We start from the raw sequence: 25,497 nt of genomic DNA, 5'->3' as shown, positions 1-25,497 counted from the left end.
CCCGCGCAGTTGAAAAGCTGCGCGGGCTTTGTTTTTTTCCGGCGCCGCACGCTGACTCCACCTGACAAGGCCCCCGGCCGGTGCTTCAATGGCGGCTGACGGTGGCATCACTCAGCGCAAACGGGATGCGCCTTGCCCCGATACCGACAACAACAAGGACTGGCCGATGGAAGGTTTTGCGCAACTCGCCGTGCTGGTGGTGGACGACCATCCGGTGCAACGGGCGGCCGCCCGGCAACTGCTCCATACGCTGGGCGTGCAGCAGATCCTGACCGCCTGCGACGGCCGCGAGGCGCTCTACCTTCTCCAGCTCTGCCATGTCGATCTCGTGCTGTGCGACATCGACATGCCCGGCATGAACGGTCCCGAGCTGATGGAGCAGATGCACTTGCGCGGCGGCCGCGTCTTTCCGCGACAGGCGCCCGTGTGGGCGTGGGTCAGCGCGCTGGATGCGCCGATTGTCGAGTCGCACGTCAGCCTGGCCGACGCGATCGGTTTGACGCGCACGCACGGCGTGCAAAAGCCGCTGCGCCCAGCACACGTGCTGCCGCTGTTGGAAGAGGCAGCCGCGCGTGAGCGGGACAGGGCATCGGCTGCACCAGCTGTCTTGCCGCAGTTTTCCGACGACGAACTTGTCGCGCTCATTCAGGAAACGCCAGAACAGATCGAGGTCGTATTCCAACCCCAGCACGATCTGGCCACCAACCAGATTGCCGGCGCCGAGGCGCTCTGCCGCTGGATGCATCCAGTGCATGGGCGAGTGTCGCCCGCGGCGTTCGTGCCGCGCCTGGAAGCGCTTGGGCTGGCCGATGGCCTGTTCTTCCATGTGCTCGACCAATGCGTGCGTGTGCAGCACGCGCTGGCAGCGCATGCGTATCCCGTTTCGATCGGTGTGAATGCGTCTGCGCAGACGCTGAGCCGGGCCGGCACCATCGAGCGCATCGAAGCCATCGTGCGCGAGGCCCGCATTGCGCCGGCCGCCATCGCCATCGAGTTGACGGAAGATTCGCCGGTGCACGATGCCACGCAGCTCACCATCGCACTCAACCGCCTGCGCCTGCTGGGTCATCCCCTGGCCATCGATGATTTTGGTGTGGGCATTGCCACGCTCAAGCTGCTGGCCGACCTGCCCTTCACCATTCTGAAGATCGATCGCTCGTTTACCGCCGCGGTAGACCAGACCAGCCAGCGCGGCGTGATCTGCCGCACGATGATCGAACTGGCGCGCACGCTGCATCTCGAGTGCATTGCCGAAGGCGTGGAAACCGAAACGCAGCGCCAGACGTTGCGCGCGCTGGGCTGTGCGACCGGGCAAGGCTATCTGTGGGCGGCCCCGCTGTCTGTCACCGCGTTTCTTGCGCACGTGCAGGCGGCAGCGTAAGCGCGAATAAGCGCGAATACCGCAGGGCCATTCAGTTTTTCTCAACCCAGATAGAAGCAGCTTCTGCCCCGAAAGGTTACACGGAGCCAAAGTCAGAAAAGTCTGATCCCGCGCGGCATATCTGATGAGTAAGGTACCGGCTCCTTTCAGCGGTGCTCCTGACTCCCATGACGGCTCCGATCTCTTCCACCCTGCTGCTCGCCACGCTGGACACCTTATCGCTGGCGACGCACCTGACCTGACGGCGTGCGCATGTGCTCTGTCCTCTCGATCGTGATGGCAGACGATCATCCGGTGATTCTTATGGGGCTGGCGGCGGCCATTGCGCAGTTTCCACAGCAGCAGGTCGTGGCACAGGCACACGACGGGCGCGAGCTGATGCAGGTGCTTACGCAAATCGACTGCAACGTCATCGTGACCGACTACAACCTGGGTGGCGAACCTGCCTTCGATGGCATGCAGTTGCTGGCGCGTTTGCGCAAGCAGCATCAGAAGCGCGCCATCGTCGTCTGCACGATGGTCCGTAACCCGGCCCTCTTGCGCGCCATGCGGCAGGTTGGCGTGGCAGGCATCGTCAGCAAGAGCGATGACTTTGTTCATGTCGGGCATGCCGTCATGGCGGCCGCACGCGGCGTGCGGTATGACAGCCCGCGCATCCTGGAAGAGACGGGCCTCGGTTCCAATGAACGAAATGTCTGCGAGCGGCTGAGCGAGCGCGAGCGCGAAGTCCTGCGCCTGTATGCCGGTGGCACGGCCGTGTCCGACATAGCGCTCATGCTCGGTTCGAGCGTGAAGACGGTCAGCACGCAAAAGGCCGTGGCGCTGCGCAAGCTTGGCCTGGCGCGCGAGATCGATCTCTTTCAGTACGCCCGCGCCCGCGGGCTGACGGCGCTCCGCTGAGCGCCCACCCTCAGCTTGGCTGGCGGTGCATCGGCACGGCTTGTGCCGGTGCGATGGGAGCATTGGAAGCCTGCGCGGGTGCGGCTTCCACGCCCATCAGCCAACTGAACAACGGCGTTGCCAGCAGCGCGCCGGCGAGTTGCGCCAGCATGTAGCCCGGGACGTCGCCGGGACGGATGCCGGAGGGGCCGTCGGTCAGTGCGCAGGCAAAGGCCAATGCCGGGTTGGCCAGCGATGACGACGACGTGAACCAGTACCCCGCCGCGATATAAGCAGCTACCACCAGCGGCAATTGCTTCGGCGCATGACGCCCGCATGCGATGCCCATGCCGATCAGCCCGAACGTTGCCAGAGCTTCGCCCCACCACAGTGCGGGGCCCGTGGCGGCATGCGTGCCCGGCGCCCACGCCGCCATGCCGAACATGACGTGCGCAGCGGCCACACCCAGCGTGGCGCCCACGGCCTGTGCAGCCAGATAGGCCAGCGCTTCATGCCCACGCAGACCGCCCCGCAGCAACGTCGACAGCGTCACCGCCGGGTTCAGGTGCGCACCCGACACCGGCGCAAACACCGTCAGCAGCGCCAACAGACCGGCGCCGCCAGCCAGCGATTGCGCGAGCAGCGTCCAAGCGGCATCGCCGCTGGAGAGCCGGCTTGCGTGGATGCCCGTGCCGATGACCACCGCAATCAGCAAGGCCGTACCGAGCCCCTCCGCGACGATGCGGCGAGCCAGCGACGGGGCAGCGGACGTGGCCGAAGCCGCAGTGCGAAGATGAGAAACAGTGGCCATGCGGAAAGAAGACGAGCGATGCCGAGCGCATCGCGCGGGAGTGTGGAATGTCCGCCGAGGCCGATCAATGCACGCGGGCGCGCTTGTGTCGCGCACCCGAGTATCGAATGGTGATGAGAGTGATTGGATGGTGCCTCAGGCCGGACTTGCCGCGCCGGCGGCCGCCAGTTGCCGTTGCTGTGCCCCGAGCCGCGCAAAACCCACGGCCGCCGCCCCGAGCGCCGCCAACATGGCGATGCATCCCGCCATCGTGCCGTGCGCCATGCCGGTGGCACCGCCGGCAGCGGCAAACGTGAAATACAGCCCGCCGATACAGGCGACGCCCAGGGCGCCCGCCAGTTGCTGCGCGGTAATCAGCAGCCCCGCCGCTGCGCCGGCCTGCGTACGTGCCACGCCGGTCAGCACCAGGCCGATCAGCGGCACGACCACCAGGCCTTGCCCTGCCCCGTACAGCGCCACGGCAATGCCGATGCGCATCATGCTCGGCGTGGCGGGGTGCGCCCAGTCTGAGCCGAATCCCGACAGCAGCGCCACCAGGCCCAGCGCCATCAGCCCAAGGCCCGACAACAGCGCGCGAACGCCATGGCGCCGCACCAAGGCATTGGCCGCCCGCGACGTGATCAGAAAGGTGACGGCCAGCGGCAGGATGGCGACGCCCATGCGCACCGCAGAAAGCTGCCGCCCGTTCTGCAGATACAGCGTCAGCACCAGGAAGAACGCCATCATCCCGATGTAATGCAGCGCTGATGCCGTCAGGCCGGTCATGAAGGCGCGATGCTGCAGCAAGGTCGGCGGCAGCAGCGGCGTACCGCCGGCCCGGTCGACGCGGGCTTCAAGCTGCTGGAACGTTGCCATGCCGAGCACGCCTACGACCAGCAGTGCCAGCGACCACACCGGCCAGTGCAGCTCGCGGCCGAACAGCAGCGGCACGAGCACGGCGGCCACGCTGACGGCCATCCACGCCACGCCGGCGGTATCGAGATGCACCTTCGGTGCGTCGGCGCTCGGGTGCGGAATCCAGCGCCAGCCGAGCAGCGCGGCGGTCAGCCCGACCGGCACGTTGATCAGGAAGGCCGAGCGCCAGCCGAGCCCGGCGATGTCGGCGCTGGTGAGCGCGCCGCCCACCAGCAGCCCAGCCGCGCCGCCGGTGCCCATTACCAGGCCGAAGATCGACAACGCGCGGTCGCGCTCGGTGCCGGCAAAGAGTGCCTGCACGCTCGCCAGCACTTGCGGCACCATCATCGCGGCCGACAGGCCCTGCGCGAAACGCCATGCAATGAGCGCCGCCGCGCTGCCCGCCAGCCCGCAACCGGCCGAGGTGGCGGTAAAGGCCACGAGGCCCAGCAGGAACACTCGCCGGCGCCCGAACAGATCACCCAGGCGGCCGCCGGTGATGAGCAGAATTGCGTAGCCAAGCTGGTACACCGCCAGCACCGCCTCCAGTTGCGCGGGCGTGGCGTGCAGGCTTGTGCGGATGCTCGGAATCGCCACATTGGCGATGAACGCGTCGACGATGAACATGAATTGCGCCGTCACCATCACACCGAAGGCGAGCCAGCGGCGAGGTTCCGATACTGAGGAAGCAGAGGAAATGTGAGTCACGATCGGCTCCGGAAAGAGGGATGAACGCAGCGTAGGTGCGCGAGCCGATTCGATGCAGAGCTAGGATTAACCTAGGATTGGGTTGTCCCTCCCACCTTCACGCGCTGTCGTGTGTAATGCCCCTCATGGACGATTTCACCGCCGACCTTGCCCCCTTTCCGGCCACGCCCCGCAACGAGCTGGGCGAATTCCTGCGCAGCCGCCGCAGCCATCTGCGTCCGCAGGATGTGGGGTTGCCCGAGGGCAGCGGGCGCCGCCGCACCGCCGGCCTGCGCCGGGAAGAAGTCGCGCAGCTCGCCAACATTAGCATCGATTGGTATGTCCGCATCGAGCAGGGGCGCGACGTGCGGCCCTCGGTGGCGACTATCGAGGCGATCGGGCGGGCGCTGAAGTTGTCTTCAGATGAGCGCGCGCACATGCGCGGCCTGGCGCGCGCGGAATCGGTCTTGACGGGCACAGCGGCAGCGGCGTCGGGGCGTTCGGCCGCCGAAGCGGTGCCCGATGTCTTGCGCCGCGCCGTTGCTGGCATGGTCCTGCCCGCTCACGTGCGCAGCTACCGCACCGAGCTGCTGTGCTGGAACGAGGCGACCTCGCAGCTCTTCATGGATTTCGGCACGATGCCGCCGGAAGACCGCAACTCGCTGGTCTACATGTTCCTGTATGCCAATGCGCGCGAGCGTTTTGTCGAGTGGGAAAACGAGGCGCGCCGCATGCTGGCGAAGTTTCGCGCGGTGTACGACCCGCACGCAGACGACCCGGTGCTCGTGGCGCTGGTCGACCGGCTGCGCACCAGCAGCCGCGAGTTCGATACCTGGTGGCGCCAGCACGAGGTGCGCGCCCAGCGCGCGGAGCACAAGCTGATCCGCACGCCCGGCGGCAAGGTCGTCCGCTACGACTATATCGGCCTGCCGGTGATGGAAGACCCGCGCCTGCGCATGGTGCTGTACGTGCCGGTCGAGGACGGCGCCTGAACGTTCAGGCCGTCAGCGTTCAGGCCGTCAGCGCCGCCAGGATGGTGTCGGTGTCGCGCACGCGGCCCAGTCGCGGGAACACGTTTTCCACCGACGAACGATGCATCGCCGCATCGTTGGAGCTCATCGCATCTTCGGCCAGCACCAGCGCGTAGCCGTGCTCCCACGCGGCGCGCGCGGTCGATTCCACGCCCACGTGCGTCGAGATGCCGCCCAGCACGATGGTGGTGATGCCGCGACGGCGCAGTTGAAGATCGAGTTCGGTGCCGTAGAACGCGCCCCACTGGCGCTTGGTGATCTGGATGTCGGTGGCCGCCACTTCCAGCTCGGCCGGTTGTTCCCACCATTGCGGCGGTAGGCCGCCCGGCTGTGTGGGCGCGGGGCGGTCGACGGGCTGGCGTGGCGCATCGGCGTAGTCGGCCGCCCAGCCCACACGCACCAGCACCACGGGTGCCCCCAGCTCGCGAAAACGCTTGGCGAGCTGTGCAGACGCGCTCAATACCTGCTCGGCTGAGTGTGGCCCCTGCGCAAACGGCAGGATGCCGCGTTGCAGGTCGATCAACACCAGCGCGGTGGTTTTCGCAGACAAGTCGGACAGGGTTTGCAGCGGTTCAGACATCAGTGCTCCAGGTCAAATCGGATTTACGGACGGCGGATGACACACGTTGCCGTGGCATGCGCCAGCAACGTGCCGTCCTGCGTCTTGAGCGTGCCCTCTGACACGCCGATCGTGCGCGAGACATGCAGCACGCGCCCGACGGCCACCAGCGGCGTATCCACCGGCACGGCCTTCACCATCTTCACGTTCAGGTCGACCGTGCCGTAGCCGACGCCGGCTTCCAGCATGGAATGCACGGCGCAGCCCGTCACGGAATCGAGCACCGTCGCCGCAAAGCCGCCATGCACGCCGCCCAGCGGATTGAGGTGGCGTTTGTCGGCCTGGGCGGTGAAGTGCACGGTGCCCGCTTCGATGGAATCCATCGTCATCGGGATGGTCTCGCTGATGGACGCGCGCGGCAGCTCGCCGTGCGACATGGCCTGCAGCAATTGCAGGCCGGTCATTTGGGACGGATGCATGGGAAAGGGCCGTTGGAGTTGAGATGGGGCGACTCGACACTCTACCGCGAGCCCGATTGCCAGGGCTGCAATGCGTTGCATTGGACGGCGCAACAACCTCCGCCTCCGCACGCGCCCCCAATGCGGGTAGACCCTAGCGTTGCGCGCACGCCGACGCGAAAGGCTCCAGAAAGGTGCCCCCTTCTACGCTCGCCCAGCGATTGCATCGGGCGGCCTGACCCACTGCCCTAGCGCGTTTCCCGAAGCCGGCATCACGACCGGACACCATCACCCACAAAGGAAGGAGACTTCAATGTCCCGCATCAAGTTTGCCCTTGCGGCAACTGCAGCCGCGGCGGCCACGCTCGCAGCCGGCGCCGCCCATGCCCAGTCGAACGTGACGCTTTACGGCCTGATCGACACCACCATCAGCACCGTGAACAACACCAACGCCTCGGGCGCGCGCACCACCGGCTTCCAGATTCCCTGGTTCTCGGGCAGCCGCTGGGGCCTCACCGGCAAGGAAGACCTGGGCGGCGGCACGTCGGCCATCTTCCGCCTGGAATCGGAGTTCGAGACGCCGACCGGCAGCATGGACACCCCGGGCGTGCTGTTCAACCGCGACGCCTGGGTGGGCCTGTCGAGCGAATCGCTGGGCAAGCTGACCTTCGGCCGCCAGAACGCGATCGCGCGCGATATCTCGGCCATCTACGGCGACCCGTACACCAGTGAAAAGGTCGGCCTGGAAGAAGGCGGCTACACCAACACCAACAACTTCAAGCAGCTGATCTTCTACGCAGGCAGCGCCACCGGCACGCGCATGAACAACGGCGTGGTGTGGAAGAAGATGTGGGGCGGCCGCTTCCTGACGGCCCTGGGCTATCAGTTTGGCGAAGTGCCGGGCCAGTTCACGCAAGGCACCACCGAGTCGCTCGCACTGGGCTACAACGGTGACAACTTCCACCTGGCGGGCTTCGCGCAACAGGCCAAGGTGGGCGGCTTCATGGACCGTTCGTATTCGGTGGGCGGCAACGTGATCATGGGCATGTTCCGCGTCAACGCCGGCTATTTCCACTACACGGGCGAGCAGCCGGCCGCGATCGGCAATCGCAGCGACAACGCGTACACCGTGTCGCTGAAGATCGCTCCGCAAGGCGCGTTCGACTACGAAATCGGCTACCAGATCATGAAGGCCAACAACGCCGCCTTCAACGCCGACGGCAACACGCTCAACGCATACGCCAGCGTGGTGGGCGCGACGGCTTCGGGCAGCGGCCGCAAGAACACGCTGTACGGCTCGGTGTTCTACCACGTGTCCAAGCGCACGGAGTTCTACGTGGCCGCCGACTACATGAAGCTGAAGGATCAGTACATCGTGGGCGGCACCAACGGCCACAACAGCCAGACGGAGTTTGGCGTCGGTATGCGCACGCGCTTCTAAGCGCCTGTTTGGCTTGAGCTAGCGGCGCTCGCGCACTTGATCAACAAACTTGTTGGTGTAAGTGCGCGAGAGGTCGATGTGCTTGTCGCGCGCGTTGGCATTGCTGGCGGCGAGGACGCGCAGGACGGTGGGTGGGCCGTCGTCCGGCATGCGTCCGTCGGTGCTGAAGGTGGGCAATGCGGCGGCAAGCGCTTTTGTGTACAGCTCGGGATGATCCCGCCGGAATTCAGGCGGCATGCGTCCGGCAATGTCTTCGGCGCCGTGCGTGTGCATGTAACGCAGGGTGCGCACGAATGCGCGGGCCAGTTTGGCGGCGACGTCCGGATGCGCTTCCAGCCATTCGGTCTGCAAGTACAGACACGCTGCCGGATACGAACCGCCCAGCGCGGCACGCGTGCTTTCCAGCGTGCGCAAGTCGAGCAGCACGCGCGCTTCACCGCTGTGGACGAGGCGCGAGACCGTCGGGTCGGTGGTCATGCCGGCATCGATGCGGCCGCTACGCAGCGCGGTGACGAAGCTGCGTTCGGCGCCGACTGGCAGCATGGTGTAGTCGCCGGCCGACAGCCCCTGCTGCGCCATCAGGTAACGGGTGAGAAAGCTGGTGGATGCGCCCAGGCCCGTCACGCCCAGCGTGCGGCCGCGCAGGTCATGCATCGATTGCACCGTCGCCGGCAACCGTGTCGACACGACTTCCGCTTCGCCCGGCACTTGGCTGAATACGACAATGGCGCGCACTTCCTTGCCCTTGGCCTGCAGGTCGATGGTGTGGTCATAAAAGCCGACTACGCCTTGCGCAAAGCCGGTGAGCAGCTCGCTCTCCGCATCGACACCGGCGGGCTGCGAGAGCAGTTCCACGTCGAGTCCTTCGTCATGGAAATAGCCCAGGCGCTGCGCTAGCGTAGCGGGCAGGTAGATCATCTTGGCGGTGCCGCTGACCATGAGCGTCAAGCGCGCAGGGTCTTGCGCAAGGGCATGTGAACCTGCCACTGCCAGAAGGGCAGCGAGCCACGGCGTGATCCAGCCCCGGACGCCGCGTGCGCGGGCGCTCCTGCAGGTAAAAACACCCATTGAGTTGTCTCCGGCTCTTTTGTAGATATCAGTATCGCGCGGTCCGGATCTGTTGAGTGATGCTTCCGGCGCGCGTAGGCAGCCGCCACTATTCTAGGAAGCGGCAACCCACAAATCGCTTTCATTTTTCGGACGCGCTGTTTTCGCATGAAGCTGCTCCTGATCGAAGACAACGCCCCGCTGGCGCACTGGCTCTCCGAAGCCCTGCGCCGCGCCCATTTCACCGTGGATCACGCCACCGATGGCGAATCCGCCGACACACTGTTGCTTACGCAACACTACGATGTGGTGCTGCTTGACCTGCAATTGCCGACCTTGTCAGGGCAAGGTGTATTGCAACGTTTGCGCGGGCGGCGCAACCCGGTGCCGGTGCTGATTCTCACGGCCAGCGGCGGGATCGACGACAAGGTTGCCTGCCTGGGTGCCGGCGCCGACGATTACCTCGTCAAGCCGTTTGAGATCCGTGAGCTGATTGCGCGCATTCAGGTGCTGGTGCGGCGCAGCGCGCCCGACCAATCTGTCGAACTGCAATGCGGCGACCTGACGTACCACACCGGCAGCCGTACCTTCAATCTGGCCGGCCAGCCTTTGTTGCTCCCCGCGCGCGAGCACACCGTGCTGGAAATCCTCATGCTCAAACTGGGGCGCACGGTGTCCAAACCGGCGCTGGTGAACGGCGTGTTTGGCATGGACGACGAAGCCAGCCCCGAGGCCATCGAAATCTACATCCACCGCCTGCGCAAGAAGCTGGAGCATTCCGCTGCCACCATCGTCACGCTGCGCGGCCTCGGTTACCTGCTGCGCGATGCCTCCGCCGCGCAGTCCTGAACAGGCGCCCGCGCAATCGGCCCCAGCGCGTGCGCGCAGCCTGCGTGCGCGTCTGGTGTTGTGGCTGGCATTGCCACTGGTCGTCTATGTGGCGGCCGATGGCTGGCTTGACCTGGCGGCCGCACGCCATAACGCCGATCTCGTGCACTTCCATGCGCTCGACACCGCCGCACAGATGATCAGCGGCCAGATCGAATGGGACGAAGGCCGCCTGCGCGTGTCGGTGCCGCCGGCCGCGCTCGCCGTGTTTGCCGCGCCGGAAACCCCGGTGCGCGATCAGGTGGCGTACCAGGTCAGCACCGAGCATGGCCGCCTGCTGGCCGGGCGGCTCGATTTCGGCACGCGCCCCGCGTTTGACGCAGCGGGCCTGGCCGATGCTGGCACCTACACCGATACCGTGGAAGGCCAGCCCGTGCACGTGGCCGCCGTGGTGCGCACCATGTACGACGCCGGCCGCACCGAGCGCGTCGTCACGCGCGTCGCGCAAACCATGAACGGTCGTGACGCGATGGTCCGCCAGTTGTGGTGGCCCGGCACCGTGCGCCAGCTCGCTCTGGTGGGGCTGGCGCTGGCGATGATCCTCATCGGCCTGACCCTGGAGCTGCGGCCGATCTTGCGGCTGGCCGGCAATGTGTCGGCACGTGCGCCCACCGACCTTGCGCCGCTCGACCCCGACGGCCTGCAGCACGAGCTGCAGCCGATTGCCGGCGCGTTCAACCAGTACCTGCAGCGCATTGCCGACAACGCGCTCACGCAGAAGCGCTTCATTGCCGATGCCGCGCACCAGATGCGCACGCCGTTGGCGATTCTCGATACGCAGATGCAGGTAGCGGCGCAAGCCAACGCTGATGCCGCGCTGCACGAAGTCCTGAAAGCCGCGCGAACCAGCACGCGCAATCTGGCAGACCTCATCAACGACCTGCTCCTGTTGTCTCAGGCCGAAGCATCGGCTGCGACGAGCGAGGCGGTCGACCTTTCGCAGGTGGCGCGCACGGTGCTGGAAGACCTCGCGCTGCTGGCCGATGGCCGCCAGATCGATCTGGGCATCGAGCCTGCCGAGCTGCCCGTGTGGACGTCAGGCAACCGCACGCTGATCGCTGCCCTGCTCTTCAACCTGGTCGACAACGCCGTGCGTTACACGCAGGAAGGCGGCCATGTGACGGTGCAGGTGTCGGCGGACTACGGATGGGCCATGTTGACCGTGACCGATAACGGCCCTGGCATTCCGCCCGAGGCGTACACACGCGTGTTCGAGCGCTTCACGCGTCTGGAAGGCACGCAGACCCAGGGCAGCGGCCTGGGTCTGGCGATCGTGCGTCAGATCGTGGATCGCATGGGCGGCCAGATTGCGCTGGCGCCCGGGCCGGGCGGCGCGGGGCTCGCGGTGACGGTTTGGCTGCGACGGACGAGTGCGCCCGCCGCCGCGTGAGTCACCGCCGCTGCCTTACTGCTTCGGCACTCACTGCACCGATACAAACACCGGGTTCGAGTAGAACCACAGATCGTTGTAGTTGCGATCGTTGATGGCGTTGAAGCGCGCAGCGTTTTCTGTCACCACGGTCTTCTGGTCGGGCAGCGGGTTGCCGTTGCTGGTCTCGCCCGACACATTCATGCCGAGGTTGGTGCCGCGCAGGCGGAAGTATTGATTCTTGGCCGCTGTGTAGGTGTACGTGATGCTGTTGTAGCCGTCGGCGTCGACCTTCCAGTCTGCCTTCGTGAACGTGGCGATGACCTTGGTGGAGTCATTGGTGTCCTTCGCATAGGCTGGCGTGCCCGATGCAGCCTTGCCCGTCACGTCGCCGGCGATCAGATCAACGTGATCCACTACCGGGCGCATGTTGACCTTGAAGCCGCTGCCCAGCGGGTACTCGTAGTTGTTGTGGTCGGGGCTCTTGAAGCGGATGGTGATCGTCACCTTGTCACCGGCCTTGGCCGTGAGCGTGCCGCCCATGTCGGCTGACGTGGCCGCGGTACCGGCGGTGAAGTCCAGCGCGTTGATGAGGTCGCCAAACACGGCGAACGATTTGCCCGAGCGCATGGCCGCCAGCAGCGTCTTCAGGTCGGTGCTGGTGCCCGGCAGCCAGATGTAGGTCTTGGCGTATTCGCCCGGGTAGTAGCCGCTGCTGAACTGCTGCGTGGCATCGACTTCAAAGTGGTGGTCGGAATCTGCAAAGTTCCAGATGCGGCGGCCCTCACCGAGCAGCGCATCCCACACACCGCCGACTTGCGCGACCACGTAATCGACGCCGCCGTAGGTGCGGTTCTTCAGGTTGGCGTCGATATAGGCGCTGGTATAGCCGCCGCGGTCGGGCTCCATCTGGTTGCCGACCATGCCTTCGATGCCGAACATGATGTCGGGCGCGGTGTCGTTGAACTCCCGGAAGTCCGCCACCGTGTACTTGCCCGGGTTGCGCGACGGGTGGTTGATCAGGCCGTAGCTGGTGTTCGGATAATTCGTCTTGAGCCACTTGAAGGCATTGACCACGTCGGTGTGCGTCGTGCCGGCGCGCGGGCCCTCCTGCTGCCATGCGGTCACATCGTTCGGATCGAACAGCGATGCGGATTGCTGCGTGAAGAAGTATTCGAACTTGTTCAGGCCCTTGGCCGACGTCTGCAGCTTGTCGGTGCCATCAAAGATGCCGACGTTCAGGTGGTCGTGCGTTGGCATGTCCCACTCGGCGGCGGAGAAGATCAGCTTGCCCGCGTACTTGCCTGCCGCCTGCGCTTGCGCAATGGCGGGCATTTCGTACTTGGCGATCCCGGCGGACGCGGCAATGGAGCCGCCCGTGAGGGTGGCGCCCGTGGCGTCACGCGGCGACGGGCGCAGGTGGTTCGATACGGCCATCCAGTCGAGGCTGTTGAGGTCGAACGCGTGGTCGAGCACCGTGGACAGCGGCGTGACGGCATCGACGGACTCAGCCGTGTGCACGTGCAGGTCGCCGGTCGTCCACATGCCCTGCGGCTTGGCAGGCTGGGTCGGTGTGGTGGGCGTGGTCGGTGCCGGCGAGGTACCTGCCGTGCTTGTCGGCGCGGGGTCGTCACTGCCGCCGCAGGCGTATAGGCCGAGGGTCATGCACGCCGGCACCGCAATCGCGAGCAGCGTTTTCTTGGTCGAAAGCATTGTGGTTTCCTGTCGATTCATGAGGTCGGGCAAACGCCTCCGGCCACCCATGCGTGTGGGCGGCTCATTCACGACTAAAACGTTTGCGCGGCCGAATCTTGGCGGCAAACCATGAAAATTTAGTGACGAAGCGATATGAAAACAGGAAGGGACAGGGCCCGAAGCGAATTCGTTGGGCACGCAAACGGGGCGCAAAGAAAACGGCCCCGAAAAGGGGCCGCGTTCATCGCGATTTCTCTCGGCGCCAGGGCAGGGTCTTGGGGCGCAGCGCGGAATTATTCCATCGCGGGCTTCAACTGCTCCGCCATCTGCAGATGCTCGCGCAGCGCAGGCAGGTTATGTGAAAAGAACGCCTTGATGTCGGGGTCCTTCGCGTCCTTCAAAGCCTTGTCGAACAGCGAAACCGCCTCCTTGTGCGCCTTCACGCCCACCTCATCCGCGTAGGCCTTGTCGAATTTCGCACCTTCCAGTGCACTGAGCTTGTCGACCTTGGCGCGCTCGTCGGTGGGTAGGCTGTCCGGCACCGTAATGCCCTTTTTACCGGCCAGCGCCTTGAGTTCATCGCCAACGGTGGTGTGGTCCTTCACCATCCGTTGTGCAAAGGCGCGTACGTCGGGATTGCTTGCGCGCGTGATGGCAACCTGGCTGGCTTGCACTTCGAGCATCCCGGCCGCCGCCGCCTTGGTGACGAAGGTGGCGTCGGACTTGTCCGCCGCCGCCCGCGCTATCCCGAGCGCCCCGCCAAAGCCCAGCGCGCCTGCCACCAACAACGCGGCCACGCGGCGCGCGCCAATCTGCTGTGTCGATCTGTTCATGAGTCGTCCTTCTGCGCGGGTGCGCATCACATTTCGTGGCCGATGGCCTTGGAAACGGCGGCCGGCGTCTCGTACTCGTCGTCGGGCATGTCGCGCAGCGTCTTGAGCGTGCTGTCGTCTGCACCGTTGGCCTGCGCGGTCTTCACCAGCTCCTGCTTCTTCGCGGGGTAGGACGCGCCCTTCAGGGCCTTTTGAATGCCGATCGGAGAATGCGTTGCGTGTTCACGCCCGCTGCCGCCCTGTGCGCCGCGCTCGTGCGACTTGGCACCCGCACGTTCAGATGATTTGCCGGCACTGCCGTGGCTGGCGTGCCCGCCACGCTCCTTGTCAGATGCGCTGCTGCGCGTGCTTTGGGACGTCGATTTCGAGTGCGACGCGTGATTGCTCTTGTCGCGAGTCGGTTTCATGACACCTCCGCTGGTCAGTTGATCGGGCCGTCACCGGAAATGGCGCGGCCAACAACCGTTTTGCAGCAGTGAACATGCCTGGGCGAACGTGCGACGAAGGCAAAAAGGAAACGCGGCCCAGAAGCGGCGCGCGGGCTACGTGCGCGATGCAAGCTTGGCGCGGGGGCGCGGCATCGGCAGCGGCGCCTCCCCCAGCGCCCGGTTCACCGCATTCGGCTTGTCGACCAGATTCTGCAGCGTGTAGCCATCGAGCACCTCAAAGTACGCCCGCAGCGCCGCGTGCAGCACGCCGCGCAGGCCGCACACGCGCGTAATGACGCAGTGGTTGTCGTCGCCGTGGAAGCACTCGACCATGCGGAAGTCGGGCTCGGTGGCGCGCACCACATCGCCGAGGTTGATTTCGCCCGCAGGACGGCCAAGCGTGATGCCGCCCGCGCGGCCCCGCACGGTGTGCAGGAAGCCGTCCTGCCCAAGCTGCTGGACGATCTTGATGAGGTGGTTCTTGGGAATGTCGAAGGCATCGGCAATGCGCTGGATCGTGACGAGTTCGTCCGGGTGCACGGCCACGTAGATCAGCGTGCGCAGGGCGTAGTCGGTGTAGTCGGTCAGTCGCATGGCGTGCGTGCGGGTTTGCCGCAAGTAAAAACATTCATGAGAGGCACATCTTATCGGGAAGTTGCCCCCAAGATGCGCCGGTTTGCCGCAGGTCAATTTGTTGCATCACAAATATATGTTTAATAGAATCCGATGCAAGCGGTTGCCTGAGCACCAGGCCATCCAAAAACAGAGCGTGACGGCGCCCCCCGTCTTATTTGTTGCATATTTCACGCATATTTGGAGTCCAGCATGCTGTCCGACAAGTCCAAGCCTTACATCGATGCCAGCGTTCCAGTGCTGCGCGAGCACGGCTTGACCATCACCGAGACCTTCTATCGCAACATGTTCGCCAGCCACCCCGAGCTGACCAACGTGTTCAACATGGGCAACCAGGCCAATGGGTCGCAGCAGCAATCGCTGGCCTCGGTGGTGTTTGCGTACGCAGCCAACCATGGCAACAACGCTGCGCTGACGCCCGTGGTCAACCGCATCGTGCACAAGCATGCCGCTGTGGGCATCAAGCCGAGTCACTACCCGATCGTGGCGCGCCACCTGCTGGGTGCGATTGCCGAAGTGCTGGGCGATGCCGCCACGCCCGACCTGCTTGCCGCCTGGGACGAAGCTTATTGGCTGCTCGCGGCCGAGCTGATTGCGGCTGAAGCACGCCTGTACCAGCACACCGGCAGCGGCCCCGACCACCGTCAGCCGGTGCGTATTGTGGAACGCCGTCAGCAGGCCGAAGACGTCGTCTCGCTCACGCTGGAAGCCGTGGGCGATGCGCCGCTGGCCGATTTCCTGCCTGGTCAATACGTTTCGGTGCAAGTGGAGCTGGCGCCGGGTGCGCAACAGCAGCGTCAGTACAGCCTGTCAGACGCGCCGAATGGCCGCACGTGGCGCATCTCGGTCAAGCGCGATGCGGGTGATGCCGACCGCCCTGCGGGCACCGTGTCGAGCTGGCTGCACGCCAACGCGCGCGAAGGCGACGTGCTGCTGGCCAGCCAACCGTACGGCGACTTCGTGCCGCAACTGGCAACCGACAACCCGATCGTGCTGATGTCGGCCGGTGTTGGCATCACGCCCATGATCTCGGCGCTCAACACGCTCGCGCAGCAGAACAGCGCGCGCAAGATCGTATTCAGCCACGCCAGTCGCGCGGCCTCGCATGTTGCCCACGTCGATGACTTGGAGCGTGCCGCACAGGCGCTGCCTGCATTCGAGGCGCACGTATTCCTGGAGTCCGGCGAAGACGCGGAATTCGCGCAGCGCCCGGCCCAGCCCGGCCGCATGACGGTCGACACGTTCGTGCGCGACCACGGGACGGAAGCGGACTTCTATCTCTGCGGCCCGCTGCCGTTCATGCAGGCGCAGCGTGCGGCGCTGCTCGCCAGCGGCGTGCCGTCGGAGCGCATCCACCGCGAAGTGTTCGGCCCCGATCTGCTGGACGACATCCTCTGACCTGAACCACGGAAATCACCATGCCCCGCCAAGCCCCGTTGCTCACCATCGGCAAGCCCGACCCGGCAAGCCGCATGCCTTACACGGGGCGGGCCGTCTTCGCGCTCGGCTTCCGACCCTTTTACCTGCTTGCAGCCGCCTTTGCCGCCTTGGGCATGGCGTTGTGGGCAGCGTTGCTGCTGGGGGTGCTGCCGTCGACGCAGGGCCCCGCCACCATGGCACCGCTCTTCTGGCATGCGCACGAGATGGTGTTCGGATTTGCGGCAGCGGTGGTGGTCGGTTTCCTCTTCACCGCAGGCAAGAACTGGACGGGCCTGCAGACGCCACAAGGCGCGCAACTCGCCGCGCTGGCTGGGCTGTGGCTGGCGGCGCGTGTGCTGATGTGGACGGGCCCCGTGCCGCTGGCCGTGGCGGCGGATGTGGCGTTTCTGCCGGCATGCGGCGTGGCGTTCCTGCGCGTCCTGCGGCGTGCAAAAAGCGCCCGCAACTACGGCTTGGCGATCGCGCTGCTGGTGCTCGGTGCCGTCAACGCGGCGTTCCATGCGGCGCTGGCTCTGGACGCGCCGCTGGCCGCACTGCGTTGCCTCGATGCGGCCGCTGGGCTGGTCTGCCTGTTCGTCACGGTCATTGGCGGACGCGTCATCCCGATGTTCACGTCCAACGCCGTCCCTGGCGTGCAGGTGCGCCGCGTGGTGTGGGCCGAGCGCGCCATCGTCCCGGCGACTGCGCTCGCCGTTGTCATGTTGGCGACGCCGCTTCAAGGCATCGTTCCAGCCATCGTGTTTGTGGCGGCAGCAGTCGTGCAGGCCGTCCGCTGGGCCGGCTGGGACACGCGCCGCACGCTGCGCACGCCTATCGTCTCCATCCTGCATGTGGCGTATGCCTTCCTGCCCGTCGGCTTTGCCATGTTGGCAGCCGCGGCGCTCGGCTGGGGCGATCGTTCCACCGCGCTGCACGCGCTCACGGTGGGAGCCATCGGCGGCGCCATCATCGCGATGATCACGCGCACCGCGCTGGGCCACACCGGCCGGATGCTGCGCACGGGCCGGGCAGAGCATTTCGCCTACGCTGCCGTCGCGCTGGCTGCACTCGTACGTGTGGCCGGCCCCGCTTTGTTGCCGCGCGAGGTGTGGATCGGTGGCGCGAGCGTGCTGTGGGTGGCGGCGTTCGTGGCGTACCTGTGGCGCTACACGCCATGGCTGATGGCGCCGCGCGGTGACGGCCGGGAAGGCTGAACTTCACACTGCCCTCCCCGCCTCCGGTTGCTTCCGTAGAATGGCGCAGCCCCTTTGCACACTGCGCCCACGATGGATGTCCATTTGACGATCCACGGCCGGCACGACCTTGCCGGCCAACTCTATCGACAACTCCGCACCGCCATCCTCGATGGCCGGCTCGTGCCGGGCGAGCGTCTGCCCTCCACGCGCGACCTGGCGCTGCAGATTGGTGTGTCGCGCAAGACCACGCTCGACGTATTCGAGCGCCTCATTGCCGAGGGCTATCTGCAGCCACGCGCCGGCTCCGGCACCTTCGTGGCCGAAGCCACCGAAGGGTTGCGCGCTCGCACGCCGGCCGCCTCGCCTGCGGTGCAACTCGCCTCGCCCACGCCGGCCGTACGCACCTTCGACACGCCCTGGAACAACATGCCCGCGGTGCTGCCTCAGCCGCGCCCAAACCTCGTCTACGACTTTGTGGGCGGCGTGACGGAGAAGCGCCTGTTTCCCTTCGACGTGTGGCGCCGCTGTGTTGCGCACGCGTTGCGCCAGCAGGCGCGCGGGCGCGGCGGCTATCACGACCCGGCGGGCGATCAGGCGCTGCGCCTGGCCATCTCGCGCTATCTCGCATTCAGCCGTGCGGTGGTGTGTGCCTGGGCCGATATTGTCGTCACGCAGGGCGCGCAGCAGGCCATCGACCTGATCGCCCGCGTGCTCGTGCGCCCCGGGGATACGGTGGCGATTGAAGATCCGGGTTACCCGCCCGCGCGCATTGCGCTGCAGGCGCTGGGTGCCAACGTTGTGCCGGTGCCGGTCGATGCCGAAGGCCTGGTCGTCGATGCGCTGCCGAAGCACGCGAAGCTTGTCTACGTGACGCCGTCGCACCAGTTTCCGCTGGGCATGCCGATGAGCCTGGCGCGCCGCGCACAACTGCTCGACTGGGCGCAGCGCCATGACGCGCTGATCATCGAAGACGATTACGACAGCGAATTCCGCTTCGACGGCCGCCCGATGGAGTCGCTCAAGAGCCTGGACGCTGCCGGTTGCGTGGCTTACGTGGGCACGTTCTCCAAGACGATCTTTCCGGAGCTGCGCATCGGCTACGTGGTGCCGCCGGCTTCGCTGGTGGCGCCGTTGCGGCACGCCAAGCAGGTGGCCGACTGGCACAGTGAATCGCTCATGCAGGCGGCGCTCGCCAAGTTCATGCTCGACGGCGATTTCGGCAAGTACCTGCGCCGCATGCACAAGGAATACGCGGCGCGCCGCAATGCGCTGCTGCGGCATCTGCGTGGCCCGCTGGCCCCGTGGCTGGTGCCCGTGCCATCGGCGGCGGGCATTCACATGGCAGCGCAGTTGCAGACGCCGTTGGCGGAAGCCGAGCTGGTCAAGCTGGCGGAGAGCGTGGGCGTCGGGTTATACGGCACGGCCAGGATGCATGTGGCGCGGCCGCCGCAGCCCGGGTTGCTGATCGGCTACGGCCATGTAAACGTTGCGGAGATCGACGCGGGCCTCGGCAAGCTGGCGGAAGTGCTGGACAGAGTGGCTACCTGATATTCGCTGCGATTGGCAATTTCAAGGTGCCACCTGCGCGCCTAGACTGGCTTCAGTTCTCAAGCACAGGAGCCACTCATGGAACCCCGCCTCGACTTCTACCAAAGCAATCCCGCCGCCATCCAGGCCGTCATGGGCCTGGAAAAAGCGCTGGGCAAAAGCACGCTGGAAAAACCGCTGACTGAACTCGTGCGCCTGCGTGCCTCGCAGGTCAACGGCTGCGCCTACTGCGTCGACCTGCACACCGCCGATGCCCGCAAGGGCGGCGAAGACGACCGCCGCCTGGCCACCGTGTCCGTCTGGCATGAAACGCCGTTCTTCACCGACCGCGAACGCGCCGCGCTGGCGTGGACGGAAGCCGTCACCCTCGTCGCACAAACGCGCGTGCCCGATGACGTCTGGCAGTCCGTGCGGGCGCAGTTCTCCGATGCCGAGCTGGTCGACCTCACGCTACTGGTGAGCACCATCAACACATGGAACCGCCTGGCCATCAGCTTTCGCAAGCTGCCCGCCTGAGCGCCGCATATACTGCCTCGCACGGCGCGCGCCGCACACGGAGGCCACATGCTGCACAACGTCCGCACCCTGAGCATCAATGTCGAGCGTCACTTTGATGACGTGGCCATGTTCCTGGCCGAGCCGCTGAACTTCCCGATCTGGGCGACCGGCCTGTCGGAAGGGCTCGCGCCGGGCACGCAGGGTTCGGGCGCGGCACCCGACGAGTGGATCGCCAAGGCCGCACCCAACAGCGACGAAGGCTGCGTGTTCATCCGCTTCAGCCCGCCCAACGAATTTGGCATTGCCGATCACTGGGTTCGCCTGCCGGACGGATCGATCGTCTACGTGCCGCTGCGCGTGGTGCGCAACGGCGCGGGCACCACCGTCTCGCTCACGCTGTTTCAGCAGCCGAACATGGACGACGCCCAGTTCGAGGCCGATGCCGAGTGGGTGCAGCGGGACCTGGTGAAGCTGAAGACCGTGCTGGAAGCCGAATAACCGCTCAGACCTTTTCCGCCTGCGGTGCTTGCGGCGCCGTTTGCGGACCGGATGCGCCGGCGGAGGCAGGGGATGCAGCCAGCGACGGGCCGCCCTGCGCATCCGATCCCTTCACCTGGCTCACCCAGAACACGCAGAACAGCCCCGCCGCCACGGCCAGCCAGCCGTTGAGGCCGTAGCCTTCGATGCGGCCACCCGCGCCACCGGACAGCAGCAGCCCGCCGACCCACGCACCTACGCCGGTACCCACCGACATCACCGCGCTGTTGGCCGACAGGAATGCACCGCGCACTTGCGGGGCGGGCACCGTCGTCATCAGCGCCTGCATTGGCACCATGCGGCTGGAGAGGGTCACCATGAAGAACGGGAAGAACAGCAGCATGCCGATGTAGGGCCAGTCAGGCAGATGCGTCATCACCAGCACCGGGATGAACGCCAGCAGTGCGGCGCCCACGAACACGCGGCGGCGGCCGTAACGGTCGGCCAGCTTGCCCACGGCGCGCGAGCTGAAGAACGACGCCGCGCCGCCGGCCACATACAGCCACGACAGGCTTTCGGGCGACACTCCGTGGTTGGCCACCAGCACCGGCGAGATGAACGGAATCACCATCATGTGCGAGCCCATCATCACGAAGGTCAGCACAAAGGCGCGCAGGTGGCGCGGGTTGGTGAGCAATTGCCACAGGCCGGAGAGGATCTCGCCCAGCGTCTGGCTGCGCTTGCCTGCCAGATGTTCGGCCAGCGGCGGAATGGTCTGCCGAGCGCCCAGCCAGATCAGCACCGTGAGCGCCGTCAGCAGGAAGAACGGCGCCGACCAGCCGAAGTGCGCGCCAATGGCGATGCCCACGGGCACGCCTGCCATGGCCGCCAGCGCAAACGACGACATCACCACGCCGGTGGCCGCGCCACGCCGCGCGGGCGGCACCACGTCTGACAGCACGGCCATGATGATCGACCCGAGTACGCCGCCCGTGACGCCCGCAAATGCACGGGCAAACAGCAGCATGCCGTAGCTGCCCGACAGCGCACAGGCCAGGTTGGCCAGCGTGAAGAGGCCGTAGACGGTCAGCAGCAGGCGGCGGCGGTCAAAGCGGTCGACATAGGTGGCGGCCAGCAGGCCGGAAGCACCCGAGCACAGCGAATACACCGACACCGCCGTGGCGAACGCCGCCGGACCGATGCCAAACGTATGCATGATCTGCGGACCAAGCGGCATCATCACCATGAAATCCATGATGACGGTGAACTGCGTGAGCGCGAGCAGCCAGAGCAGCCGGCGCTCGCGCGAGGAATCAAGTAAGGGCATGAGGGCGAGCGAAGAAAGGGGGGAGGCGGCGCGCGCAGGCGGGAGCCGGAATCGGCCGGCTGGTGCACCGAGTTGTGTCAAAAAACATATCTTAAGATAGTTGTCGCGACACAAGAAGTCAAACTTTATTCAAGCGGGGATTCTCCGCCTCGTCATGGTTTCGAGGCGAGCAATGGGCTATTTCGCCCGTAGCATCCAAAGCACGTCAAGCACGTGCTGGGTCGATCGCTCTACGTGGCCGGCCCGGTGCGCGATACCAAGCTCGCGCCACAAGGCGGGCCGGAGCGGCCGCATGGTGATACGTGCATCCGAAGGCGCGGCCGATGCCTCATGCGGCAGCAGCGTGGCGCCATAACCGGCCGCGACCAGGCTCTTGATGGCGTCGTTGTAGTTGAGCTGGATGCGCGGCACCGGGTGATGGCCGCCCGCCGCGAACCATTCGGTTGTCTGGCGCGAGAGTCGTGTGGTGGCGTCGTTCAGGATCAGCGGCTGCGCAGAGAGCCACGCGGGCGTGATGTGCGCGGGGCTCGGCCAGTGCGCCGGCAGAAACGCCATGACGGGATCGCGCCGCCACGGTTTGATGGCGAGGCCGGCCACCTGCGATTGCGGCAGCGCAACCAAGCCAATGTCGAGCGCGCCATCGGCCAGACCCGCCAGCGTTTCCTGCGAAGTGAGCACCGCCACCTGCACGTCGATGCCGGGGTGGTTTTGCCGCAGCACGTCCAACGCCTGCGGCAGCAGATGTGCGATGGCGCCGGTGGAAGCGCCCAGTCGGACGCGTCCGCTCAAGCCTTGCACCTGCCGCTGGATGTCGTCCAGCGCCTGTTCGGCATCGGCGAGCAGCTTGCGCGCGCGTTCCACCATCACCTCGCCAATGGCGGTGGGCTGCACCTGCCCGCGCTTGCGAGAGAGAAGTTGCGCGCCCACGCGATCTTCCAGCTCGGCGATATGCAGGCTCACGGTGGGCGCCGCCAGATGCAGCGCCCGCGCCGCGTCGGCAAACGAGCCGCGGCCGGCCACTTCCACGAGTGTGCGCAGGCGGTCCAGGCTGATTTCTCGCATGGTTCAGAAACGCTGAATGTGATGGTTGGGAAATTCAACTTTTCATATTCTAGGTCGCGCTCGAAGATGGGGGGTCGCATTCACCGCCCTCTTCTTTCTTCTATTGGAGCGCCCCGCCATGTCCACTCCCCGCGTCTTCATTGATGGTGACCAAGGCACCACCGGCCTGCAGATTCACGAGCGCCTGCGCGGCCGTGTGGAGCGGCAGGACCTGAAACTGCTCACGCTTCCCGCCGACGCGCGCAAAGATGCGCGACGCCGCGCCGAGGCCATCAACACCTGCGATATCGCCATCCTGTGCCTGCCCGATGCGGCTGCGCGCGATGCGGTCGCGGCCATCGTCAACCCGAGCGTGCGCGTGATCGACGCCAGCTCCGCGCACCGCACCACGCCGGGCTGGGTGTACGGCTTTCCGGAGATGAGCGAAGGGCAAGCCGATCGCGTTGCCGCCGCGTCGCGCGTGACCAATCCGGGCTGCTACCCCACTGGTGCGATCGGGCTGCTGCGCCCGCTCGTGCAGGCGGGCCTCGTGCCGGCGGATTACCCGATCAGCATTCATGCGGTGTCCGGCTATTCGGGCGGTGGCCGCACTGCGGTGGAAACCTACGAGGGGCCGGATGCGGCGAACGCATTGCCGTTCCAGGTGTACGGGCTGGGCCTGGCGCACAAGCACACGCCGGAGATCCAGTTGCACGCAGGGCTCACGCAGCGGCCGATGTTCGTCCCGGCCTACGGCGCCTATCGCCAGGGCATTGTGCTGACGGTGCCGCTGGAACTGCGCCTGCTCAACGCTGGTGTTGACGCGGCCGCGCTGCACGCGTGTCTGACCGACCATTACGCTGGCGCGCAGCATGTGGACGTGATGCCGCTGCAGGCGCCGTCGGCCTTGCCGCATCTGGACCCCCAGGCGCTCAACGGCACCAACGACATGCGTCTGGGCGTGTTCGCCAACCAGCATGGTCAAGTTTTGCTCACGGCAGTGTTTGACAACCTTGGCAAGGGCGCCTCAGGGGCGGCGGTACAGAACCTGGACCTGATGCTGGCGCGCTGATTTACGTATCGCTCCGTCGATGGGTAGTGGCAAATCGAATGGAAGTCATCGCAACATTTAATTGGTCGATTGTGAGTGACTTCGCTATCGTCAACGCCGCCCGTGAACGAACTGCCTGATGCTGTTTGCGCCCGCGGCCGGACCAACCCATTGCCTGAATGCAATATGTCTAAGACCACGTATTACGCGCCGCATGGCGGCCATCCGCCGCAGACGGATCTGCTGACCGATCGCGCGATGTTCACCGAGGCGTACGCGGTGATCCCCAAGGGGGTGATGCGCGACATCGTCACGAGCTGGCTGCCGTTCTGGACCAACACGCGCCTGTGGGTGATCGCCCGCCCGCTCTCGGGTTTTGCCGAGACCTTCTCGCAGTACATCGTCGAAGTGAACCCGGGCGGCGGCAGCGACAAGCCCGAGCAGGACAAGAACGCCGAAGCCGTGCTGTTCGTCGTTGAAGGTGAGGCCGAGCTGACGCTGCAGGGCACGAAGCACACGCTCACGCCGGGCGGCTACGCGTTCATTCCGCCGGGCGCCGACTGGACGCTGCACAACGTCAGCGATGCCGCGGTGCGCTTCCACTGGATCCGCAAGCACTACCAGCTCGTCGATGGCATTCCCCTGCCGGAAGCCTTCGTCACCAACGAACAGGACGTCGAGCCGATCCCGATGCCGGGCACCAACGGCGCCTGGGTGACCACGCGCTTTGTCGACATGAGCGACATGCGCCACGACATGCACGTCAACATCGTGACGTTCGAGCCGGGCGGCGTGATTCCGTTTGCCGAAACCCACGTGATGGAACACGGCCTGTACGTGCTTGAAGGCAAGGCCGTCTATCGCTTGAACCAGGACTGGGTCGAGGTCGAAGCCGGCGACTTCATGTGGCTGCGCGCGTTCTGCCCGCAAGCCTGTTATTCGGGTGGCCCCGGCCGCTTCCGTTACCTGCTGTACAAGGATGTGAACCGTCACATGAACCTGACCCTGAACCCGTCGCGTTAAGCGAACCAGAGGTCGGACAAAAAAGCCCGCTGGCGGTACCGGCGGGCTTTTTTCATGGCTGGCGTTTCTGTTTCTGCAGGTTCACTTACTTGCGCGTGGCCACGATGAACAAGCGCGGGAAGGGCAGCAACACCGTGCCATCGTTGAAGGCCGGATAGGCTTGGGCGATCGCGTCGCGATAGCGCGATAGGAACGCGGGGCGTTCGTCCTCGCTCAACGCCGCCAGGAACGGCCGCAACGCGCTGCCCTTGAACCATTCCACCACCGCGTCCGCGCCGCCTTGCAGCGGGTGCATGTACGTGGTGCGCCACACGTCGACGCGCGAGCACAGCGGCGCGAGCAGCGCGTAATAGCGGCGTGCATCGAAGCGCTCCGTGCGCTCCACACCCTTGAGCTTGCCGGCCCACGGTCCCGCAGCGGCCACTTCGCGCATCAGGCGGTGCGCCGGTTCATCGAGGTTGTCCGGCATCTGCACGGCCAGGTGGCCACCCGCCGCCAGCTTGCCGATCAGCTTCGGAAACAGCGTTTCATGCGCCGGCAGCCATTGCAGCACCGCATTGGCGAGGATCAGGTCGTACGCGCCCGGCTCATCCCACGCAGCAATGTCGGCGACATCGAAGCGCACCTCGGGCAGGCGCTTGCGTGCGGCTTGAATCATGTCGGCCGAGGCGTCGGTGCCGCGAACAGCTGCCGCGGGCGCACGCGCTATCAGCGCTTCCGTCGAATTGCCCGGTCCGCAGCCAATGTCGATGGCGATATGGATGGGCGTGGGCGGCACAGCGGCGAGCAGGTCCCGGACGGGGCGCGTGCGCTCATCCTCGAATTGTACGTACTGCTTTGCGTACCAATCGTGTGGGGTCGTCACGGTGCGCTCCTTGTTGTT

The 25,497-nt window shown here is 65.9% G+C and carries 25 protein-coding genes; 13 read left to right on the top strand and 12 right to left on the bottom strand.

All coding sequences use genetic code 11. The features are described 5' to 3' along the window. The first annotated feature begins 166 nt into the window (after positions 1-166). Both NG898_RS10300 and NG898_RS10295 read left to right on the top strand, forming a co-directional pair. A complete protein-coding gene (locus tag NG898_RS10300; RefSeq protein WP_252692509.1) occupies positions 167-1,381 on the top strand; it encodes an EAL domain-containing response regulator in 1,215 nt (404 codons plus the stop codon). Between the two features lie 252 nt (positions 1,382-1,633). After that, positions 1,634-2,281, top strand: a complete 648-nt coding sequence (locus NG898_RS10295; protein WP_252692213.1) for a response regulator — start codon at positions 1,634-1,636, stop codon at positions 2,279-2,281. 10 nt (positions 2,282-2,291) lie between these two features. Here the strand turns inward: NG898_RS10295 and NG898_RS10290 are convergent, their stop codons facing one another. Next, positions 2,292-3,071, bottom strand: a complete 780-nt coding sequence (locus NG898_RS10290) for an aquaporin (protein ID WP_252692212.1) — start codon at positions 3,069-3,071, stop codon at positions 2,292-2,294. 135 nt (positions 3,072-3,206) lie between these two features. Then, positions 3,207-4,673 (bottom strand): MFS transporter, encoded by a 1,467-nt coding sequence (locus NG898_RS10285; RefSeq protein ID WP_252692211.1) that lies wholly within the window; start codon positions 4,671-4,673, stop codon positions 3,207-3,209. 125 nt (positions 4,674-4,798) lie between these two features. On the opposite strand from NG898_RS10285, the gene NG898_RS10280 reads away from it, so the two are divergent. Then, a complete protein-coding gene (locus NG898_RS10280) occupies positions 4,799-5,644 on the top strand; it encodes a helix-turn-helix transcriptional regulator (RefSeq protein WP_252692210.1) in 846 nt (281 codons plus the stop codon). 19 nt (positions 5,645-5,663) lie between these two features. Here the strand turns inward: NG898_RS10280 and NG898_RS10275 are convergent, their stop codons facing one another. After that, complete coding sequence (locus NG898_RS10275; RefSeq protein WP_252692209.1) at positions 5,664-6,263, bottom strand: hydrolase; 600 nt, start codon at positions 6,261-6,263, stop codon at positions 5,664-5,666. Positions 6,264-6,286: 23 nt separating this feature from the next. Further along, on the bottom strand, positions 6,287-6,721 hold the full coding sequence (locus NG898_RS10270) for a PaaI family thioesterase (RefSeq protein WP_102064083.1): 435 nt from the start codon (positions 6,719-6,721) through the stop codon (positions 6,287-6,289). Between the two features lie 292 nt (positions 6,722-7,013). Between NG898_RS10270 and NG898_RS10265 the strand changes: the two genes are divergently transcribed. Further along, a complete protein-coding gene (locus tag NG898_RS10265) occupies positions 7,014-8,141 on the top strand; it encodes a porin (RefSeq protein ID WP_252692208.1) in 1,128 nt (375 codons plus the stop codon). An 18-nt stretch (positions 8,142-8,159) separates the two neighbouring features. Here NG898_RS10265 and NG898_RS10260 read toward each other — a convergent pair whose 3' ends face one another. After that, positions 8,160-9,209 (bottom strand): ABC transporter substrate-binding protein, encoded by a 1,050-nt coding sequence (locus tag NG898_RS10260; RefSeq protein ID WP_252692207.1) that lies wholly within the window; start codon positions 9,207-9,209, stop codon positions 8,160-8,162. A gap of 147 nt (positions 9,210-9,356) precedes the next feature. On the opposite strand from NG898_RS10260, the gene NG898_RS10255 reads away from it, so the two are divergent. Beyond that, a complete protein-coding gene (locus NG898_RS10255) occupies positions 9,357-10,037 on the top strand; it encodes a response regulator (RefSeq protein ID WP_252692206.1) in 681 nt (226 codons plus the stop codon). Further along, positions 10,015-11,466, top strand: a complete 1,452-nt coding sequence (locus NG898_RS10250; RefSeq protein ID WP_252692205.1) for a sensor histidine kinase — start codon at positions 10,015-10,017, stop codon at positions 11,464-11,466. The genes NG898_RS10255 and NG898_RS10250 overlap by 23 nt, the downstream gene beginning before the upstream one ends. A 30-nt stretch (positions 11,467-11,496) precedes the next feature. Here NG898_RS10250 and NG898_RS10245 read toward each other — a convergent pair whose 3' ends face one another. The 4 genes from NG898_RS10245 to NG898_RS10230 form a co-directional block, all read right to left on the bottom strand. Then, positions 11,497-13,158, bottom strand: coding sequence for an S-layer protein (locus NG898_RS10245; protein ID WP_252692204.1), 1,662 nt, complete (start codon positions 13,156-13,158; stop codon positions 11,497-11,499). A 275-nt stretch (positions 13,159-13,433) separates the two neighbouring features. Next, positions 13,434-13,973, bottom strand: a complete 540-nt coding sequence (locus NG898_RS10240) for a DUF4142 domain-containing protein (RefSeq protein ID WP_252692203.1) — start codon at positions 13,971-13,973, stop codon at positions 13,434-13,436. Between the two features lie 26 nt (positions 13,974-13,999). Further along, positions 14,000-14,380, bottom strand: coding sequence for a DUF2795 domain-containing protein (locus tag NG898_RS10235; protein ID WP_252692202.1), 381 nt, complete (start codon positions 14,378-14,380; stop codon positions 14,000-14,002). A gap of 135 nt (positions 14,381-14,515) precedes the next feature. Next, positions 14,516-14,995 carry an RrF2 family transcriptional regulator gene (locus tag NG898_RS10230; protein WP_252692201.1) on the bottom strand — a complete coding sequence of 160 codons (480 nt, stop codon included), beginning with the start codon at positions 14,993-14,995 and terminating at the stop codon, positions 14,516-14,518. A 231-nt stretch (positions 14,996-15,226) separates the two neighbouring features. On the opposite strand from NG898_RS10230, the gene NG898_RS10225 reads away from it, so the two are divergent. The 5 genes from NG898_RS10225 to NG898_RS10205 all read left to right on the top strand — a co-directional run bounded on the left by NG898_RS10225 (position 15,227) and on the right by NG898_RS10205 (position 20,193). After that, positions 15,227-16,432, top strand: coding sequence for a globin domain-containing protein (locus NG898_RS10225; protein ID WP_252692200.1), 1,206 nt, complete (start codon positions 15,227-15,229; stop codon positions 16,430-16,432). Positions 16,433-16,452: 20 nt separating this feature from the next. Beyond that, the gene (locus NG898_RS10220; protein ID WP_252692199.1) at positions 16,453-17,667 is read left to right on the top strand and encodes an NnrS family protein; all 1,215 of its coding nucleotides are present in this window, start codon (positions 16,453-16,455) and stop codon (positions 17,665-17,667) included. Positions 17,668-17,739: 72 nt separating this feature from the next. Beyond that, complete coding sequence (gene pdxR / locus NG898_RS10215) at positions 17,740-19,197, top strand: MocR-like pyridoxine biosynthesis transcription factor PdxR (RefSeq protein WP_252692198.1); 1,458 nt, start codon at positions 17,740-17,742, stop codon at positions 19,195-19,197. 78 nt (positions 19,198-19,275) lie between these two features. Beyond that, on the top strand, positions 19,276-19,713 hold the full coding sequence (locus NG898_RS10210; protein ID WP_252692197.1) for a carboxymuconolactone decarboxylase family protein: 438 nt from the start codon (positions 19,276-19,278) through the stop codon (positions 19,711-19,713). Positions 19,714-19,761: 48 nt separating this feature from the next. Further along, complete coding sequence (locus tag NG898_RS10205) at positions 19,762-20,193, top strand: SRPBCC family protein (protein WP_252692196.1); 432 nt, start codon at positions 19,762-19,764, stop codon at positions 20,191-20,193. A 4-nt stretch (positions 20,194-20,197) separates the two neighbouring features. Here NG898_RS10205 and NG898_RS10200 read toward each other — a convergent pair whose 3' ends face one another. After that, positions 20,198-21,499 (bottom strand): MFS transporter, encoded by a 1,302-nt coding sequence (locus NG898_RS10200; RefSeq protein ID WP_252692195.1) that lies wholly within the window; start codon positions 21,497-21,499, stop codon positions 20,198-20,200. A gap of 177 nt (positions 21,500-21,676) precedes the next feature. Next, positions 21,677-22,561 carry a LysR family transcriptional regulator gene (locus NG898_RS10195; RefSeq protein WP_252692194.1) on the bottom strand — a complete coding sequence of 295 codons (885 nt, stop codon included), beginning with the start codon at positions 22,559-22,561 and terminating at the stop codon, positions 21,677-21,679. A 118-nt stretch (positions 22,562-22,679) separates the two neighbouring features. Here NG898_RS10195 and argC point away from each other — a divergent pair, with 118 nt between their 5' ends. Then, positions 22,680-23,612, top strand: a complete 933-nt coding sequence (argC, locus tag NG898_RS10190) for an N-acetyl-gamma-glutamyl-phosphate reductase (RefSeq protein ID WP_252692193.1) — start codon at positions 22,680-22,682, stop codon at positions 23,610-23,612. A gap of 165 nt (positions 23,613-23,777) precedes the next feature. Continuing rightward, on the top strand, positions 23,778-24,614 hold the full coding sequence (locus NG898_RS10185) for a bifunctional allantoicase/(S)-ureidoglycine aminohydrolase (RefSeq protein ID WP_252692192.1): 837 nt from the start codon (positions 23,778-23,780) through the stop codon (positions 24,612-24,614). A gap of 85 nt (positions 24,615-24,699) precedes the next feature. Here NG898_RS10185 and tam read toward each other — a convergent pair whose 3' ends face one another. Continuing rightward, positions 24,700-25,479, bottom strand: coding sequence for a trans-aconitate 2-methyltransferase (gene tam / locus NG898_RS10180; RefSeq protein WP_252692191.1), 780 nt, complete (start codon positions 25,477-25,479; stop codon positions 24,700-24,702). Between the last annotated feature and the right edge of the window lie 18 nt (positions 25,480-25,497).

Source organism: Ralstonia mojiangensis (genome assembly GCF_023955645.1).
In the GTDB taxonomy this organism is placed as follows: Bacteria; Pseudomonadota; Gammaproteobacteria; order Burkholderiales; family Burkholderiaceae; genus Ralstonia; species Ralstonia mojiangensis.
This window is presented reverse-complemented; position numbering and strand designations above follow the sequence as displayed.